Here is a 17,610-nt window from a genome sequence, read left to right as displayed (position 1 = left end):
GGAAACGTCGCCTCGGACCGATACGGTGAGCGCGTGAGCGAGCCCCAGCGCAAACAGCCGGAATTCGACCAGGCGAACCCGTTCCTCTCCGAGTCGACCGAAGACGTCACCAACCTGGTGCCCCGCGGCCTGCGGATCGGTGCGGCGTTGTCGTGGCGTTTCATCGTGGTGATCGCCGCGCTCTACGTCATCGTGTTCCTCATCGGCTATCTGTCGGTGGTCGTGATCCCGTTGTCGATCGCGCTGCTGCTCGCGGCGCTGCTCGCGCCGGCGGTCTCCAAGCTGACGATGTTGAGATTCCCTCGCGGGCTCGCGGCCGGGATAGTGCTGATCGCCGGGCTCGCGGTCCTCGGCGGGTTGCTGACGTTCGTCGTCGCGCAGTTTTCCTCCGGCCTGCCCGAACTGCAGAAGCAGCTGACGGAGAGCCTCAACCAGATCAAGGTCTGGCTCATCGACGGGCCGCTGCACCTGCGCCAGGAGCAGATCCAGGAGTTCATCAACCAGGCGATCAGCTTCCTGCAGAACAACCAGGCGTCGATCACCACGACCGCGCTCACCACCGCGGGCACGGTCGGCGAGATCGTCACCGGCTTCATCCTGACGCTGTTCATCCTCATCTTCTTCCTCTCCGGCGGCGACCAGATCTGGAAGTTCCTGGTCCGCGGTGTGCCGGGCCGCGTGCGGAACCGGGTCGACGTCGCCGGGCGGCGCGGTTTCGCGTCGCTGGTCAGCTACGTGCGCGCGACGGCGGCGGTGGCCGTGGTCGACGCGGTCGGCATCGGCATCGGGCTGGCGATCGTCGGTGTGCCGCTGGTGATCCCGCTGGCGACGCTGGTGTTCCTCGGCGCCTTCATCCCGATCATCGGCGCCGTGATCGCGGGCGCGGTCGCGGTGCTGATCGCGCTGGTGACGAAGGGCATCGTCGGCGCGCTGATCGTGCTGGCCATCGTCATCGGCGTCATGCAGCTGGAAAGCCACGTGCTGCAGCCGATCCTGCTCGGCCGCGCGGTGAAGCTGCACCCGCTCGCCGTGGTGCTCGCGATCACCGCCGGTCTCGTCGCCGCCGGGATCGCCGGCGCGCTGCTCTCGGTGCCGCTGCTCGCGGTGCTCAACGCGGGGATCCGGTCGCTGCTGCACGAACACGATCCCGATCCGGCCGAGATCGACGTCCTGCGGGATCAGGCGGCGCAACCGAATGATCCCGGGGAAGAGTCCGAAGCCAAGTCATGACCGAGACCCCGCTCTGGCGCGCCGTCTCGGCACTCGGCACGCGGGACCCGGCCACTCCGCTGTGGCGCGGGGTGATCGTGCTTCGCGTGACGACGCTGCTCTTCGCGCTCGGCTCCTTCATCGTCCATTACGACGGCTACGCGAACAAGTGGCTGGCGTGGACGTCGTTCGGCTTGATGACGGTGTGGACGATCGTCAGCAGCGTGTTCTACGCGCGGCCGTCGAGCCGCTGGCCGTGGCTGGTTGGCGTCGATCTCGCGCTCACCGTCGCCCTCATGTTCACGTCGGCGTGGATCCTGACCACCGCGCAGTTCGACGCCAACATCCCGCTCATCACGACGGTGTGGGCGGCGGTCCCGCCCGCGGCCGCCGGCACGCGGTTCGGCGCGGTCGGCGGGGTGCTCGCCGGGCTGGTGGTCTCGGTGGTCACCGGGCTGGTGCGCTGGCGGTTCGACGTCGACGTCGCCAGGGACGGCTTCCTGCTGACCGCGAGCGGGTTCGTGATCGGGCTGGCCGCCACGATGGCTCGCCGGTCGGCGGACGCGCTGACCAGGGCGTTGCGGATGGAAGCCGCGACGGCCGAACGCGAGCGGCTCGCCCGCTCGATCCACGACAGCGTCCTCCAGGTCCTCGCCAGGGTGCGCAAACGCGGCGCCGAATTCGGCGGAGAGGCCGCCGAGCTGGCGAAACTGGCCGGTGAGCAGGAGATCGCACTGCGCGCGCTGGTCACCACCGAGCCGACGCATCCGAGCGAGAACGGGACCACCGACCTCCGTGCCGCGCTGCAGCTGCTCGCGACGCCGTCGGTGCAGGTCTCGACGCCCGCGGGCGAGGTCCAGCTGCCCGAGCACGTGACCTCGGAGCTGGTGGCCGTGGCGCGCGAGGCGCTGTCGAACGTCGAGAAACACGCGGGGGAAGACGCGCACGCCTGGGTGTTGCTGGAAGACCTCGGCACCGAGGTCGTCGTCAGCGTTCGCGACGACGGGCCGGGAATCGCACCCGGCGTTTTGGAACGCGCGGCGGCCGAGGGACATCTAGGTATCGCGGAGTCCATCAAGGGACGCGTGCGGGATCTGGGCGGAAGTGCCGCCCTGGACACCGCGCCCGGCCAGGGCACGGAATGGGAAGTCAAGGTTCCAGTCGCGGCGAGGGGAAAGCGATGACCGGTGAGGCTCGGGTCTCGGTGATGGTGGTCGACGACCATCCGATGTGGCGGGACGGGGTCGCGCGCGACCTGGCCGAGCACGGTTTCGACGTGCGGGCCACCGCGCCGGACGCGCCCGCGGCGGTGCGGATCGCGCGCACGGTCCGGCCCGACGTCGTGCTGATGGACCTCAACCTCGGCGAGACCTCGGGCGTCGACGCCACCCGCGAGATCACCTCGGAACTGCCGTCGACCAAGGTCCTGGTGCTGTCCGCGAGCGGCGAGCACAGCGACGTCCTCGAGGCGGTCAAGGCCGGGGCGTCCGGCTACCTGGTGAAATCGGCTTCGGCGAGCGAGCTGGTGGACGCGGTCAGGCGGACCGCCGCGGGCGACCCGGTGTTCACCGCCGGACTCGCCGGGCTCGTCCTCGGCGAGTACCGCCGCATGGCCGACGCGCCGGACGACGGGCCCGCGCCGCCGCGGCTGACGGAACGCGAGACCGACGTCCTGCGCCTGGTCGCGAAGGGGATGACGGCGCGGCAGATCGCCGAGAAGCTCGTGCTGTCGCATCGGACGGTGGAGAACCACGTCCAGTCGACGCTGCGGAAACTCCAGCTGCACAACCGTGTCGAACTCGCCCGGTACGCCATCGAGCACGGGCTGGACGCTGAATAGCACCGAGTAGCTCAGCCCTGGGCGACGGCCACCACCCGCTGGTTCCGCTCGGCGGGCAACGGGGTCTTGACGACCGTCCAGCGCGGCCGGTCGAGGCGCCAGTTCGCGACGACGTCGGTCGCGATCACCAGGTCGTCGTTCTCGGTCCACTCGATCGCGACCCGCTTGAGCTCGGTCGCGATCGGCATCGCGGGCGCGTGCGTCCAGGTCAGCGTGTCGAGGGCGAGCACCCAGACGTCGGCCGTCTGCGTCGCCGTCCCCGCCCAGGCGGGGTTGCCGAACATCACGGCGACCTTGTAGCCGTCGCGGCTCGGCACCACCATGCCGGGCGTGCCGTCGGCCACCGGCCGGGGGACCCGGGTCCGTTGATCGTCGCGCAGGTCGAGCACGGAGAACTCGGTCAGTTCGGCGAGCAGCATCCGCTCCTTGGTGATCGCCAGCACGCGGGGGAACTGGTGCACGGCGCGGCCGGTGGCGGGATCGATCAGCACGTCCTCGGCGCTCGCCGTCCCGCTGTTCACCGTGATCAGCAGCCCCTTCGGCACCTCTTGGCGCACGGCCGTCGTGCAGCTCGCCGGACGGCCGCGATCGCGTTCCGCGCCGAGCAGGGAGACGTACTGGAGGCGGCAGAGGTCGTTGCCGTCGTCGCGGATCAGCCAGACCCCGCTCTCGTCGGCCGACGGCGCGACGCTGCGGGCCTTGCCCAGCTTCCACGGCTGGTGCTTGGGGTCGCCGTAGACGAGCACTTCGGACGGCTCCAGGCACGACGGCCCGCAGCGCGCGGCCGACAGCACGACCGGGAACTTGCCGACGCGGAGGACGTCGTTGACCCGGTCGCCGGCCGGAGCGCCCGGAAGCGGAGTGGTGGCGCCGGTGGCGGGATCGAGTACCGATGGCGGCGACGTCGTCATGACCAGGCGGAAACCGCTGTAGTCCACCGATTCGCCTTCGAGCTTCGACGCCGGTGGGGCCGTCGGCACCGGGACGGCCTCCGGCGGGTCTGCTTCGACGGTGCATCCGACCAGCAGCAGGACAGCCGCCAGCAGGGCGGCACAGGGGAGAAATGCGGGTCTGTTCAGGGTATTTCCCCGATCTCGCGCGTGAGAATCGGTTCTACCATTCCTGACATGGGCGAGGAAGAGCAGCCGGCGACCGAAACCAAGCCGTTGACCGGACGGGACATCCGGGTCTCCGACGCGGAACGGGAACACGTCGTCGAGGTCCTGCAGAAGGCGATCGGCCTCGGGATGCTGAACCTCGACGAGTTCACCGAACGGACCGACCGCGCCCTCGCCTCGAAGACCCGCGGTGAGCTGAACGCGGTGCTCACGGATCTGCCCGGCCTGGTGCACCCCGAGGCGGGAATGGTGCCGCGGCAGCAGCAGAACCCGTGGGCACCGCCGAGGCAGCATGCCTACGCGCAGCCGTCCGGGCAGGTCATGGAGCTCAACGGCAAGTACTCGGCGTTGCAGCGCAACGGGAACTGGCTGGTCCCCGAGTCGATGGTGATCCGGAACAAGTACGGCGCCACGAAACTGGACTTCTCCCAGGCCGAGATCCGGCACCCGGTGGTGCATATCGAACTGCAGGCCAAATGGGGTCCTGTGGAGATCACCATCCCCGAGAACGGCGCCGTCGACACCAACTCGATCACCGACATCAAGTTCGGCAACCTCGACGACCGGACGCGGTCGAACGGCCGCCCCGGCACGCCCCGGTTCGTCATCACCGGGCGCGTGCACGGGGGTTCGCTGATCATCAAGTACCCGCGGCGGGGCTTCTTCGGTTAGGCGCCGACCGGACGCACGTGGCGGAGGTGCCGGAGTACGAAGTACGCGACCGCGGCCAGCACCAGCGCGGCCAGTCCGGACACCGCGTGCATCCCGCTGGCGAACGCGTCGTGCGCGGGGACGGCGTCGGCGAGCCGGGACCGGGTGACCGCGTTGCCCAGGGTCCCGACGGTCGCGATGCCCAGCGCGTACCCGAACTCGTTGCCGGTCTGCGAAAGCGAGGCCGCCGAGCCTGCCTTCTCCGGCGGCACCGAGCTGACGACCAGATCCGTGCCCAGGGTGATCAGCGGGCCGCCGCACAGGCAGGTGATGGCGAAGGCGATCGACGGGATCACCGGACCGGCTCCGGGCTCGACCTGCGTCAGCAGCAGGAATCCGGCGATCGCGCCCGCCAGTCCGGCGGCGATCAGCGTCGCGGGGCGGACACGTCGGGCGAGGATCGGGGCGGTGAGAAAGCTGACGGTCGAAGCCAGCATCCCGGGCAGCAGCGCCAGCGCGGCACCGACCGGGGAAAGCTCCAGCACGATCTGGAAGAACTGGGCGACGAAGAGCATGGTCGTCCCGCCGAGCATCGAGAACGCGCACATCCCGCCCAGTGCCGTCGAGAACGCACGACCGCGGAACAGCGTCAGGTCGATCAGCGGATCCCGGAGGGTTCGCTGGCGCCGCACGAACACCGCGCCGAAGGCCAGGCCGATCAGGAGCGAGGTCACCGGGACCACGTGGACACCCTCGCGGGCGAGTTCCTTGATGCCGTAGACTGCGGGCAGGATCGTGACCAGTGAAAGCGCGACGCTCGCCAGGTCGAGGCGGCCGGCGTTCTCGTTGCGGTACTCGGGCAGGAGCTTCGGGCCGACGACGAGCAGCAGGACCATCGCGGGGACGCCGAGCAGGAACACCGAACCCCACCAGAAGTGCTCCAGCAGCACTCCGCCGACCATCGGCCCGACGATCGCGCCGACGGTGAAGCAGCCCGCCCAGATGCCGATCGCGAGCGAACGCTGGCGGCTGTCGGAGAACAGGTTGCTGATCAGGGCGAGCGTCGACGGCGCCAGCGTCGCGCCGGCGATCCCGAGGAGCGCGCGGGCGGCGATGAGCATCAGCGCGCTGGTCGAGAACGCGGCCAGCACGGAGGCGAGCCCGAACGCCGTGGCGCCGATGAGCAGCAGTTTGCGGCGGCCGATGCGGTCGCCGAGGGTGCCCATGGTGACCATGAACCCGGCGATCATGAAGCCGTAGACGTCCATGATCCACAGCTGCTGGACGCTGTCGGCGCCGAGGCTCTGGCTGAGCTTCGGCAGCGCGAGGATCAGCACGAAGACGTCGAGGGAGACCAGGAAGGTGGGGAGGGCCAGCACGGCCAGCCCGACCCATTCCCGGCGTCCCGCCTGCGTCGGGGTCATGGTGGTCGTCATGGTCCGGTCCTTTCGTCGCTTCGGTGTCTTCACCTAGGCGTCGAAGCGGTGGGCCGGATTTCGACACGCTCTCCCGATCCTTTCCGATCGGGAGAGCAAGGGACCTTTGCTATCGCTTCGCGGCGGCCTGCCTCGCGGCGACCGGGTCCGACGTGGCCAAAACGGCCTCGGCCAGCGACTCGCATTCGGCCAGCGTCGTGGCCGCCAGGCTCGCGCCGACCGCGCGCACGGCGGGCGCGTTCATCGAAAGGCTGGTGAGGCCGAGCCCGGCCAGCACCAGCGCGAGCCTCGGGTCGGCGGCGGCTTCACCGCAGACCCCGGCGGGCTTGCCGGTGTCCTTCGCGGCCTGCCCGATGACCTTCAGCAGGCGCAGCAGCCCTGGCTGCCACGGGTCGTTGAGCTTGGCGACCGCGCCGAGCTGGCGATCCGCGGCGAAGGTGTACTGCGCGAGGTCGTTGGTGCCGACGGAGACGAAGTCGACCGCGTCGAGGATTTCGCGGGCGGTCAGCGCGGCGGCCGGGATCTCGATCATCACGCCCACGCGGGCGATTCCGGCGGCGCGGGCGCGCTCGGCGAACCAGGCGGCCTCGGCGGCGGTGGCGACCATCGGAGCCATCACCGAAACCTCGGCTCCGGAGTCTTGCGCGGCACCCGCGATGGCCTCGAGCTGGCGGTCGAGGATCTCGGGCTGGTCGAAGGCGACGCGAAGCCCGCGTACGCCGAGCGCCGGATTGGGCTCGACCTCGGGCTTCAGGAACGCGAGAGGCTTGTCGGCGCCCGCGTCGAGCGTACGGACGATGACCGGCTTGCCGCGGAACGGCGTGAGCACGGCGGTGTAGGCCTTGCGCTGCTCTTCGACGCTCGGCTCGGCGGACGCGTCGAGATAGCAGAACTCGGTCCGGAAGAGGCCGACGCCTTCCGCGCCCGCTTCGGCCGCGGCCCGGGCGTCGGTGGCGGATCCGACGTTGCCGAGCACCTTCACCCGGTGGCCGTCGGACGTCGCGCCGGTGCCGTCCCACTCGATCGCGCCGGTCTTGGCGGCCGTGACGACCTCCGCGTCCGGGTCCGCGACCTCGACGACCCCGGTGTCGCCGTCCACCGCAAGCGCTTGCGCGTCGAGCGCGAGGACGCCGCGGACCGCGACGACGGCGGGAATGCCGAGCGCGCGGGCGAGGATCGCGGTGTGACTGGTGGGGCCGCCCTCTTCGGTGACGAGCGCGAGCACCTTGTCCGGGTCGAGGCCGGCGGTGTCGGCGGGCGCGAGGTCGCGGGCGACGAGCACGCTCGGCGAGTCCAGGTCGGGAACGCCGGGAGGCGCGATGCCGAGCAGTTCGGCGATGAGCCTGTCTCGCACGTCGAGGACGTCGCGGGCGCGCTCGGCCATGTAGCCGCCCGCGGCCGCGAGCGCGTCGGCGAACTTGCCCGCCGCCTCGTGCACCGCACGCGGCGCGGGCAGGTTCTTGTCCTTGACCAGCTGCTCCGCCGAGGAGACGAGCGCCGGGTCGGCCGCCATCGCCGCGGTGGTGATGAGGATCGTCGCGGCCTCACCCGTCGCCGTCTCGGCGAGCTTCTCGAGCCTGCCTGCCACGATCTGCGCGGCCGGGGCGATCCGGGCGGCCTCGGCGGCGGGATCGGCCGGTGCCGGCGTGCTCGCGGGTTCGCCGAGCGGCTCGGCGACCCGGACGACAGGACCGCTCGCGCGGCCGGGACTGACGGCGACCCCGGACAGTGACTCAGACGGCATGGTCTAGACCATATCTCATAGGCGGCGTGACCTGGCTCATAGCCACCAGCAGAACACAGACGAAGGCATCATTCCAGTTCGGAAGCCGTCGGATACGAAGGCTGCGCCCCCTGGCGGGTCACGGTGATCGCCGCCACCTTCACCGCCTTGCGCGCCGCCTCGGCCAGCTCGTCGCCCTTCGCGAGCGAGGTGGCGAGCGCCCCGGCGAAAGCGTCACCGGCGCCCGTCGTGTCGACGGCCTCCACCTTCGGCGACGGCACCTCCGTCACCCCGTCCGCGGTCACCACCGCCGCCCCCTTCGCGCCGAGCGTCACGACAGCGGCCTTCGGACCGAGGTCGAGCAGCTTGGGGAAGTCGGCCTCGCCACCGAGAAGGAAGGCCGCCTCGTGCTCGTTGACCAACAGCACGTCGAGCCCCTGAAGCGTCTTCGCGGAAAGCTCGGCCGCCGGCGACAGGTTCAGCAGGGTTTTCGCGCCGCTCTCGACGGCCTTCGCGACGGCGTGCTCGACGGTTTCGAGCGGGATCTCCAGCGACAACACCACGACCTCGGCGCCGTCGAGGTCGACGTCCTCGGGCCGCAGGGCCGAATTGGCGCCAGGCGAAACGAGAATCGAGTTCTCACCGTCGGGCGTGACCGTGATGTACGCGATCCCCGTCGGACGCTCGCTCGTGCGCAGGCAGCCAGTGTTCACCCCGGACTCGGCCAGCGACCGCTTGAGCAGCTCGCCGTACGGGTCGTCGCCGACCGCCCCGAGCAACGCGACGTCGGCGCCGAGCCTGGCCGCGGCGACCGCGGTGTTGGCGCCTTTGCCACCCGGCGACAAGACCGTGTCGCCACCCAGTACGGTTTCGCCACCACCCGGCCGCCGGTCGACCGGGACGACGAGATCGGCATTGGCGGACCCGATGACCAGCACCTGAGAAGTCATGGAGGAAACGATGCCATGACCAGCAGTTGTCCGGTCATGGCCCTTCTCCGGGCGAAGATGTGAAGAACTTTGTAACTTTCTCGGCGCGTAGTGCGACAATCAGGCGAGCAGCGGAACGCCGTCACTCTTTCGGGGGATAACCTTCCCTCGGACGTCACTTCGGCGATCACGCCCGCTCTTGAGATGCGTTGCCGCTTCCAAGCGGTGACGTTGCCCCGATCCCGGCCGGTGCCGGGAAGAGGGCATCGGGTCGCCGGCGTCGATCACGTAGCCCCCCGAGTGATCGGCGCCGGCGGCGCCCCGGCTTAGCTTTCAGCGCGACGCCGCCGTCTCCTGGAATTCCACCCGGCCGGACGTCCGCATGGCGCTCTCGAACTCACGTCGGGCGTTCACGCTGAACGGTCTCCCCAGCCGATACCAGCCACCGGCGAGGCCTTCGGACTCGGTGTTGTACGGATCGCTTCTGGTCAATTCCGCCAACCGGGGATGCCGAACGGCGAACATGGCCGAACTCGGCAGGAAGTCCAGGTAGGTGGAACCGTGGCCGACTCCCCACCGGACCGCGTCGATTTCGTGCCACCAGACCCCGACGAAGGTGCCGTACGTCCGGAAGTAGAAGCCCTGTGGGCCGAGCTCAAGCACTACTTTCCGCTTTTTGTCGTGCGTCGCTCCTTCGAACCCTTCGATCACCATCGTCACCGCGAAGAGCGCGAAAAGCACCACAAGCGCGCAGATTCGCACCGCGCCTTCGGTAGCGGCAGCGACCACCAAGGCCGTGACCTCGACCATCAGGGAGGCGAACCGGAAGACCCACAGTTTGCGCTTGTCCCATCCGTTCACGTGGATCTTCACCATGTCGTCCACGACGTCGAGATCTTCCTCGCGAGCCGTCTTCACCACCGGTTCGTCCGGCACAGTCCGCACAGCAGTGTTGTCGTCCTCGATCGCGACATCGACGTACTTCACGAGGAAGGGCAACATCCGCTCCACCTCACGAGGCCTGAGGTCGATGTCCGCCACTTGAAGGTCACCATCGGGTTCGCGGGCGAAGCCCGCCGCCAGAGCGTCGAAACCCGATCCCGGACGAATGACGAGTTTGAACTCATCAGATCCGGAACGGTGCGGGGAGTACTCGCGGAACTCGAGGCTCAGGATGACTTTGGTGATGTCGTCCCAGAGAGCGCTCCAGGCCACAACGCCACCTTTGATGCGCCTGATTCCGGTCGGCTCGAAGATCAGCTCGTCGGCCGGAGGACAAGTCCGGTAGTTACGAAACTCGATGGTTCCGCAGTAGATGAACACGGCACAGAGCACACCCGCGACGATGCGCACCGCCAACTGGTAGTCACTGACCACGGCGATCGCCATGACCACGGTCAGAGTGCCGAACAAGATGACCAGCACCAGATGGCCGATGACTCCGGGCGTTCGCGAGACCACCAACCGATGATCGGTCACTTGGCGTTCCTTTCACGTCATCGAGGTCCTACAGGGAACCGGAGATCCGCTGCCCACCCTGTTGGTCGAAGATCGGTGGCTCCGCTGCTTGGTTTTCTGGATCAGAAGAGTTCTTCGGTGCGCCTGCCGCGCTGTACGGACCCATGACCCCAGCTGGAGACGGTGCCTTCTTGCTAGGCGGTTCCTCTTCCTCGCCGAGAACATCGCCTGCCGTCTCGTCGATCTTTTTCCCGATAGCCTTGCGTTTCTCCTTGGTGAGGTTCGCCTGGAAGTCTTGGCCGTAGTTTTCCTTGAGGCGACCGGCCATGTTTTCCTTCACCTGCGCCAGGTTCTCGGCGAGACTCTTGTCCTTCGCCGTGCCTTCCAAGCCAAAGATGTGCTTGCGAGATTCCGGCAGATCCTTTCTCGCCTCAGCGACCTTCGACGCGAAGGTCGTGTCACCGGCACCGTCGGTCGCTTTCTTCCCGCTGCCCATGAACTTCTTCAGCGCCTTCGGAGTCAAGGCGTCCTTGATCTTGTCGAAGCCATCGGTGAGCCGCTTAAATAGCCCCTTAGCCTTGTCAAATGCCTTGGTCAGCTTCTTGATCCAGCCGAGGCACCTCTGGGCGTAGCTGATGGCCTTCGGGGTTCCCTCCGCAGCGATGCCGGCAGGCATCGCCGGCCCGGGGTAGCGCATCGCGATGCTCACAAGTTTCCCGAGACACTCCGAGATCAAGTCGCGCACGATGGTCCGTACGACCGCAAGGATCATTTTGCAGACGCTGACCAACGTCCCGATGGAACTCGCGCCCGAGGCAATACCTGCGTACAGGTCGGCCCGATTCTTCGCGAAGGCCCGATAGGCGTCCGCGGCTTCACCGGTCCAATTCGCGCTTTCGCGCTCGACGGCTTTACCCAGGTCGTCGCTGACGGACTCGAGTTCTTTGCCTATGTTCTCCCAGGTCCCGATCATGTTGTCCAGGGCAACCTGGTCGCCTACGAGCCAATCGAGGGGTTCACGGAGGAACGGCACGTGCTCGATGATCCAACCGAACGCCGACGCCGCCAGAGTCCCGATCGGATCGGCTACGAGGTCGGCAAGCCCGGTCACGCCGTTGGCGAAGTTCGCCAACCCTTCCGCCCAGTCGCCACTTGCGATCTTGGCTCCGGTGTCCCAGAAATCTTGGAGGATTCCGGCGCCTTCGAGCGAACTCTCGTCTTGAGCGGCGTCCGTCTTGATCAACGGATTGGGGCCCTGGACTGCGATGGGGGTCTCTGCCATCGGTCAGTCCTCCACCTTGAAGAGGCTCTTGAACTCGTCCTCCTGCATTTGCTTCCTCTGTTGCCAGGTGTGCACACGGTCGGCGTGGTCCGCCGAGGCGTCGACAGCCGACTCAATCGCGCTCTTCGCCAGGCTCTGGACGGTGGCGCAAATCGCGGCGAGGGGTATTCCGACCAGTCCGAACGCTTCGTCGCCCATGGCCGCGTCCGCCGCAGACCCGGCCATCGCGACTCGTTGCCCCAGATAGTCGATCGTATTGCGATGGGCGGCGAGCTCCGCGGGATCGACCTTGAAGTCTTCAGTTCCTTGTGGCTGCCCCATTTTTCCTCCCTCATGAACCCGCTCAGCGCAGGAAGTCGCCGCCGGTGAAGTAGTCGTCCTCGTGGTCCGTCTGCTGCCTGCGCGCGGCGCGCGGTGGCGCGGGCGGGGCCGGAGGGGCGGGCGGCTTCGGAGCAGGAGGCGGCGGAGGAGCGTCGAACTCGTCTTCGGCGACGAAGCGGTCGTCCTCGTCCGCCTCTTGGTGACCGCCCTCGACGTAGCCCGTCGGTTCGGGTTCCGGGTACTCGTTGTGCAGCTGGTTGACCAGCTCGTTCATCGTTTCGGTGCCCGCGATGGACGGCACGCCGGCCTGCATCGCGCCCGCGAGTTTGCTCTGCGCGCTCTGGACGACGCGGAGGATCTCCTGCGCGAGCGCCGGGTCGTCCCGCACGGACGGACCGATCTCCAGGCCGACGAGGTTCCCCGCGTGGTTGACCTTGACCGAGATCTGGCCGTCCTTGCTGCGTTCGGACACCGAGACGCTTTCGATCTCGGTGCGCATCTGATTCGCCTTTCGCTGGGCGTCGGCCAGTTTGGCCTCGAAATCAGCGAAGAGCTGCTCAGGGTTCGACACGCGAACCTCCCCTGTTCACGTCGTAGCCGTTCGGCGACCGAGTGTGGCATACCCGTCTGACATCGGGGAACGTTTGGCGCACATCCGCGGCCCGGTCGTGTGGATCACCACAGCGACCTCCGGTTTTCCCTACCGGATCCGGCGGCTTACCCGATGTTCCCGCAGGTCAGCAGCACCTAGCGTGCCCGTTATGACGATTTCGGACTGGAAACGCGCGGTCTACGCGCTTCTCGTGCTGCCGGGGTACATCGGCGGCGCGAAGGTCCAGCGCGGGCTCGCGCGGCGCTGGCTCGGGTGGGAGGGCGGGTCCCGGCCGCGGTTCGTGGCGGCCTTCGGTCCGAGCGCGGTCGCGTTCTTGCTCGCGTTGCTGCTCTTCTATCTCGTCGGGCGCATCGCGACCTACGGGCTCTTCTGGACCGGGAGCGACCCCGAGGGGACGTGGGGCGGGCCGACGCTGGCGGGCGCGTGGATCGTGCACTTCCTCATCGCCGCCGGGATGGCCGTTCCGATCTTCCTCGTGCTCCGGCCACTCACCAGGCTCCAGGCTCGCCTTCTGGGTTGATCCCCGGCAATGCCGTACTGACCACCTAGAATGCCCGGATGACCAACCCCAGCCGCAGGGGCCGCGAGCGGGCGGCGACCGACCAGGACATCCGCCGGACGGCGCGGGCGCTCCTGGTCGAGCGGGGCCCGGAGGCCGTGACCCTGCGGGCGATCGCGCGCGAGCTCGGCATCACGGCGCCGGCGCTGTACCGCTACTACGGTTCCCGTGACGATCTGGTCGAGCATCTTCGCGCGGACGTCGTCGCGGATCTGGCTGCCGGGCTCGCCGAGGACATCGCGCAGCTGCCGGATGAGGGCGCGCTGCAGCTTTTCGCCATCTGCAAGGGATTCCGGCGCTGGGCGCTCGCGCATACGAAGGAGTTCACGCTGGTCTTCGCGTCGCCCGCGGGCGACGACACGTTGAGCAGGCTGGGCGAGCCGTTCGGGCGGATCTTCCTCGCGGCGGCGGGGCGGGTGCTCGCGATGCACGACCTGGTCACGCCGTCGAACGACGTGGTCCCCGTCGAGCTGCGCGACGATCTCACGTCCTTCCAAGAAGAACTGCTCGCCGTGCTGAAGGAGTCCGGCGCGACGTTCCCGCTCGAAAAGCTCGACCTCGGCGTGACGTACCTGATGATCCAGTTCTGGGCCCGGCTCTACGGGCACGTCACGCTCGAGGTCTTCGGCAACTATCCGATCCCGTTCTCGAAACCGGACGTCCTCTTCGACGCGATGCTGGCCGATCTCGCGCGGGAGATCGGCCTCACCGCGGATTGAGCTACGCCGCGTGCCCGCCGTCGACCGAGACGGTCGAGCCGGTCACGTACTTGCTTTCCGGCCGTGCCAGGAACGACACCGTGGCGGCCACCTCCGACGGCGAGCCGTAGCGGTCGAACGCCGTCAGGCTCCGCTGGTCGGCGGCGTACGGGCCGTCGGCCGGGTTCATGTCGGTGTCGGTCGGTCCGGGGTGGACGATGTTCACGGTGATGCCGCGGGGCCCGAGTTCCCTGGCCAGTCCCTTGGTCATGCCCAGCAGCGCGGTCTTGCTCACCGCGTACAGCGACATCCCGGGGCCGGGCACGCGGTCCGAGACACAGCTGCCGATGGTGATCACGCGCCCGCCTTCGCCGAGGTGCTTGGCCGCGGCCTGCGTGGCCACGTAGACACCGCGGACGTTGATCGCGAGCACGCGGTCGATGTCCTCCAGGCTCGTCTGGTCGAGCGGGCCGACGAAGCCGATGCCTCCGTTGTTGACCAGCACGTCGAGCCTGCCGAATTCGGCGACCGCCGTGTCGACCGCGGAAACCACGGCCGTCGCGTCGGCGCTGTCGGCCTGGATCGCCAGCGCGCGGCGGCCGAGCGCCTTGATCCGGTCCACGACACCGGCCGCGAGCTCGGCATTGCTCTGATAGGTGAGCGCGATGTCGGCACCGTCCTCGGCGAGCCGGATCGCCGTGGCGGCACCGATCCCGCGGCTGCCGCCGGTCACCAAAGCCACCTTGCCGTCGAGGGTCATGGGGTGTTCTCCGTTCGATTTCGTTGTCCTTGAACAACTCCATCGAATCGCCTCACGACCCTCGACGCTGGCGCCTTTCCGCCACGGCGTTACAGCACGATGTTGACCAACCGTCCGGGCACGACGATCACCTTGCGGGGCGTGCCGTCGCCGACCAGCGCGGCGACCTTCTCGTCGGCCAGCGCGGCCGCCTGCACGGCGTCCTTGCCCGCGTCGGCGGGCACGGTGACCCGCGAGCGCACCTTGCCGTTGACCTGGATCGGGTACTCCACGGAGTCCTCGACCAGGTACTTCTCGTCGACGACCGGGAACGGCCCGTGCACCAGGGAATCCGCGTGGCCCAGCCGCTTCCACAGCTCCTCGGCCAGGTGCGGGGCCAGCGGCGCCAGCATCAGCACCAGCGGCTCCACCAGTTCGCGCGGTGTCGCCTCGGTGCCGCCGTAGGTCTTGGTGACGTAGTTGTTCAGCTCGATCAGCTTCGCGCCGGCCGTGTTGAACCGCATCTCCGCGTAGTCCTCACGGACTCCGGCGATCGCCTTGTGCAGCTGCTTGCGGTCGTCATCCGTAGCGTCCACAGTGGACACACGCAGTTCGCCGGTCTCCTCGTTGACGACCAGGCGCCACAGCCGCTGCAGGAACCGTTGCGCGCCGACGACATCCTTGGTCGCCCACGGCCGCGAGACGTCCAGCGGGCCCATCGACATCTCGTAGAAGCGGAAGGTGTCGGCGCCGTAGTCGGTGGACATCTGGTCAGGCGTCACGACATTCTTCAGGCTCTTGCCCATCTTGCCGTATTCCTGCTTGACCTCTTCGTCGCCGAAGAAGAACTTGCCGTCCCGCTCCTCGACCTGGTCGGCCTGGACGTAGACGCCGCGTGCGTCCGTGTAGGCGTAGGCCTGGACGTAGCCCTGGTTGAACAGTTTCCGGTACGGCTCCTTGGACGACACGTGGCCAAGGTCGAACAGCACCTTGTGCCAGAACCGCGAGTACAGCAGGTGCAGCACCGCGTGCTCGACCCCGCCGACGTACAGGTCCGTGCCGCCGGGGTCGTCGACGCCGTGTTCGGCGGGGCGCGGGCCGACCCAGTAGGACTCGTTCTCCGGCGCGACGAACACGTCCGGATTGGTCGGGTCCAGGTACCGCAGCTGGTACCAGCAGGAACCCGCCCAGTTCGGCATGGTGTTGATGTCGCGGCGGTAGGTCTTCTTGCCTTGCCCCAGGTCCAGCTCGACCTCGACCCAGTCGGTCGCGCGCGCCAGCGGCGAGGACGGCGTGCTGTCCCGGTCCTCCGGGTCGAAGGTCACCGGCGAGTAGTCGGCGACCTCGGGCAGTTCGACCGGCAGCATGCTGTCCGGCAGCGGATGGACCTGGCCGTCCTCGTCGTAGACGACCGGGAACGGCTCGCCCCAGTAGCGCTGGCGCGAGAACAGCCAATCGCGCAGCTTGTACTGGACGGTGCCGCGACCGTGGCCGTTCTCCTCCAGCCAGCCGATCATCGTCTTCTTGGCCTCGTCGACGCCCATGCCGTCCAGGAACCCCGAATTGATCGCGGGCCCGTCGCCGGTGAACGCCTTGCCGTCGAAGCCTTCCGTCGGCTGGACGGTACGGATGATCTCCAGGCCGAACTTCTCGGCGAACTCCCAGTCGCGAGTGTCCTGGCCGGGGACCGCCATGATCGCGCCGGTGCCGTAGCCCATCAGGACGTAGTCGGCGACGAAGACCGGGATGTCCTTGCCGTCGGCCGGATTCACCGCGTAGGAGCCGGTGAAGACGCCGGTCTTCTCCTTGTTCTCCTGACGGTCCAATTCGGACTTCCGCGCCGCTGCCGCACGGTAGGCGGCGATCGCTTCGGCGGGCGTCGCCGCGTCACCGGTCCAGCGGGCGTCGACACCTTCCGGCCAGGTGGCGGCGGTCAGTTCGTCGACCAGCGGATGCTCGGGCGCGACCACCAGATACGTGGCGCCGAACAGGGTGTCGGGGCGGGTGGTGAAGACCTCGATCTTCTGCTCGCCCGCCTCGAACGACACGCGCGCGCCGTGCGAGCGGCCGATCCAGTTGCGCTGCATGGACTTGACCTTCTCGGGCCAGTCCAGCAGGTCCAGGTCGTCGACCAGCCGGTCGGCGTAGGCGGTGATCCGCATCATCCACTGCCGCAGGTTGCGGCGGAAGACCGGGAAGTTGCCGCGCTCACTGCGGCCCTCGGAGGTGACCTCTTCGTTCGACAGCACCGTGCCCAGGCCGGGGCACCAGTTCACCGGCGCCTCGGACAGGTAGACCAGGCGATGCGAGTCGATGATCTTCAGCTGCTCGGCGCGGGTCAGCTCGCACCAGTTGCGGCCATCGGGCGTAGGACGCTTGTCCTGCGCGTACTCGGTCTCCAGCTCGACGATCGGCCGGGCCTTGCCCGCCTTCTCGTCGTACCAGGAGTTGTAGATCTGCAGGAAGATCCACTGGGTCCACTTGTAGTAGTCCGGGTCGATCGTCGAGATCCGGCGACGCTCGTCGTGCCCCAGGCCCAGGCGCCGGATCTGGCGCAGGTAGGTCTCCATGTTCTCTTCGGTCGTCTTGCGCGGGTGCTGCCCGGTCTGCACCGCGTACTGCTCGGCGGGCAGGCCGAAGGCGTCGAAGCCCATCGTGTGCAGCACGTTGCGGCCGATCATGCGGTGATACCGCGCGAAGACGTCGGTCGCGATGAAGCCCAGCGGATGTCCGACATGCAGGCCCGCGCCCGACGGGTACGGGAACATGTCCTGGACGAACAGCTTGTCCGACGGGACCTCTCCGCTCTCGTCCGCGAGCGGGCCCACCGGGTTCGGCGCGTGGTAGGTGCCGTGGTCGGACCAGTAGTCCTGCCAGCGCTGCTCGATCTGGCCCGCCAGCTCCGCGGTGTAGCGGTGCTGAGGTGCCGCGTCGGCGCCTTCGCTCGCCTGGTTCATCGCCGAAATCCTCCGTGCTCATCCACGTCAAGCCACTCCAGAAACAACTCGACCCCTCAGCCCGGAGGGCATGAGGG

At 68.3% G+C, this 17,610-nt stretch carries 16 protein-coding genes; 6 read left to right on the top strand and 10 right to left on the bottom strand.

Going from position 1 to position 17,610, the window contains the following annotated elements:
• Positions 1-33 precede the first annotated feature (33 nt).
• Genes LCL61_RS05120 through LCL61_RS05110 form a run of 3 tightly spaced genes read left to right on the top strand, consistent with a single transcriptional unit; the run spans position 34 to position 3,049 of the window.
• Positions 34-1,230, top strand: a complete 1,197-nt coding sequence (locus tag LCL61_RS05120) for an AI-2E family transporter (protein ID WP_340685769.1) — start codon at positions 34-36, stop codon at positions 1,228-1,230.
• Positions 1,227-2,393: a MacS family sensor histidine kinase gene (gene macS / locus LCL61_RS05115; protein WP_340685768.1), complete on the top strand. Its 1,167-nt coding sequence runs from the start codon at positions 1,227-1,229 to the stop codon at positions 2,391-2,393. The genes LCL61_RS05120 and macS overlap by 4 nt, the downstream gene beginning before the upstream one ends.
• Positions 2,390-3,049, top strand: a complete 660-nt coding sequence (locus LCL61_RS05110; RefSeq protein ID WP_340685767.1) for a response regulator transcription factor — start codon at positions 2,390-2,392, stop codon at positions 3,047-3,049. The genes macS and LCL61_RS05110 overlap by 4 nt, the downstream gene beginning before the upstream one ends.
• 11 nt (positions 3,050-3,060) lie before the next feature.
• Here LCL61_RS05110 and LCL61_RS05105 read toward each other — a convergent pair whose 3' ends face one another.
• Positions 3,061-4,029, bottom strand: coding sequence for a hypothetical protein (locus tag LCL61_RS05105; protein ID WP_340685766.1), 969 nt, complete (start codon positions 4,027-4,029; stop codon positions 3,061-3,063).
• Between the two features lie 147 nt (positions 4,030-4,176).
• Here LCL61_RS05105 and LCL61_RS05100 point away from each other — a divergent pair, with 147 nt between their 5' ends.
• Positions 4,177-4,839: a DUF1707 domain-containing protein gene (locus LCL61_RS05100; protein ID WP_340685765.1), complete on the top strand. Its 663-nt coding sequence runs from the start codon at positions 4,177-4,179 to the stop codon at positions 4,837-4,839.
• Here LCL61_RS05100 and LCL61_RS05095 read toward each other — a convergent pair.
• From LCL61_RS05095 to LCL61_RS05065, 7 genes are all read right to left on the bottom strand, one after another.
• On the bottom strand, positions 4,836-6,254 hold the full coding sequence (locus LCL61_RS05095; protein WP_340685764.1) for an MFS transporter: 1,419 nt from the start codon (positions 6,252-6,254) through the stop codon (positions 4,836-4,838). The two genes, LCL61_RS05100 and LCL61_RS05095, sit on opposite strands and share 4 nt — an antisense overlap.
• A gap of 109 nt (positions 6,255-6,363) precedes the next feature.
• Positions 6,364-7,998 (bottom strand): phosphoenolpyruvate--protein phosphotransferase, encoded by a 1,635-nt coding sequence (gene ptsP / locus LCL61_RS05090; RefSeq protein WP_340685763.1) that lies wholly within the window; start codon positions 7,996-7,998, stop codon positions 6,364-6,366.
• Between the two features lie 68 nt (positions 7,999-8,066).
• On the bottom strand, positions 8,067-8,927 hold the full coding sequence (locus LCL61_RS05085; RefSeq protein ID WP_340685762.1) for a ribokinase: 861 nt from the start codon (positions 8,925-8,927) through the stop codon (positions 8,067-8,069).
• Positions 8,928-9,239: 312 nt separating this feature from the next.
• On the bottom strand, positions 9,240-10,385 hold the full coding sequence (locus LCL61_RS05080; RefSeq protein WP_340685761.1) for a hypothetical protein: 1,146 nt from the start codon (positions 10,383-10,385) through the stop codon (positions 9,240-9,242).
• Between the two features lie 28 nt (positions 10,386-10,413).
• Positions 10,414-11,646 (bottom strand): hypothetical protein, encoded by a 1,233-nt coding sequence (locus tag LCL61_RS05075; RefSeq protein ID WP_340685760.1) that lies wholly within the window; start codon positions 11,644-11,646, stop codon positions 10,414-10,416.
• Between the two features lie 3 nt (positions 11,647-11,649).
• Complete coding sequence (locus LCL61_RS05070; protein WP_340685759.1) at positions 11,650-11,967, bottom strand: hypothetical protein; 318 nt, start codon at positions 11,965-11,967, stop codon at positions 11,650-11,652.
• Between the two features lie 22 nt (positions 11,968-11,989).
• On the bottom strand, positions 11,990-12,538 hold the full coding sequence (locus LCL61_RS05065; protein ID WP_340685758.1) for a YbaB/EbfC family nucleoid-associated protein: 549 nt from the start codon (positions 12,536-12,538) through the stop codon (positions 11,990-11,992).
• A 190-nt stretch (positions 12,539-12,728) separates the two neighbouring features.
• On the opposite strand from LCL61_RS05065, the gene LCL61_RS05060 reads away from it, so the two are divergent.
• Positions 12,729-13,100 carry a hypothetical protein gene (locus LCL61_RS05060; RefSeq protein ID WP_340685757.1) on the top strand — a complete coding sequence of 124 codons (372 nt, stop codon included), beginning with the start codon at positions 12,729-12,731 and terminating at the stop codon, positions 13,098-13,100.
• A 38-nt stretch (positions 13,101-13,138) separates the two neighbouring features.
• Positions 13,139-13,858 carry a TetR/AcrR family transcriptional regulator gene (locus LCL61_RS05055; RefSeq protein ID WP_340685756.1) on the top strand — a complete coding sequence of 240 codons (720 nt, stop codon included), beginning with the start codon at positions 13,139-13,141 and terminating at the stop codon, positions 13,856-13,858.
• Between the two features lies 1 nt (position 13,859).
• On the opposite strand, the gene LCL61_RS05050 is transcribed toward LCL61_RS05055, so the two are convergent.
• Together LCL61_RS05050 and leuS are read right to left on the bottom strand one after the other, a co-directional pair.
• Positions 13,860-14,597 carry a 3-oxoacyl-ACP reductase family protein gene (locus tag LCL61_RS05050; RefSeq protein ID WP_340685755.1) on the bottom strand — a complete coding sequence of 246 codons (738 nt, stop codon included), beginning with the start codon at positions 14,595-14,597 and terminating at the stop codon, positions 13,860-13,862.
• Positions 14,598-14,686: 89 nt separating this feature from the next.
• Positions 14,687-17,533, bottom strand: a complete 2,847-nt coding sequence (gene leuS, locus LCL61_RS05045; protein ID WP_340685754.1) for a leucine--tRNA ligase — start codon at positions 17,531-17,533, stop codon at positions 14,687-14,689.
• Between the last annotated feature and the right edge of the window lie 77 nt (positions 17,534-17,610).

Source organism: Amycolatopsis coloradensis, from assembly GCF_037997115.1.
Lineage (GTDB): Bacteria > Actinomycetota > Actinomycetes > Mycobacteriales > Pseudonocardiaceae > Amycolatopsis > Amycolatopsis coloradensis_A.
This window is presented reverse-complemented; position numbering and strand designations above follow the sequence as displayed.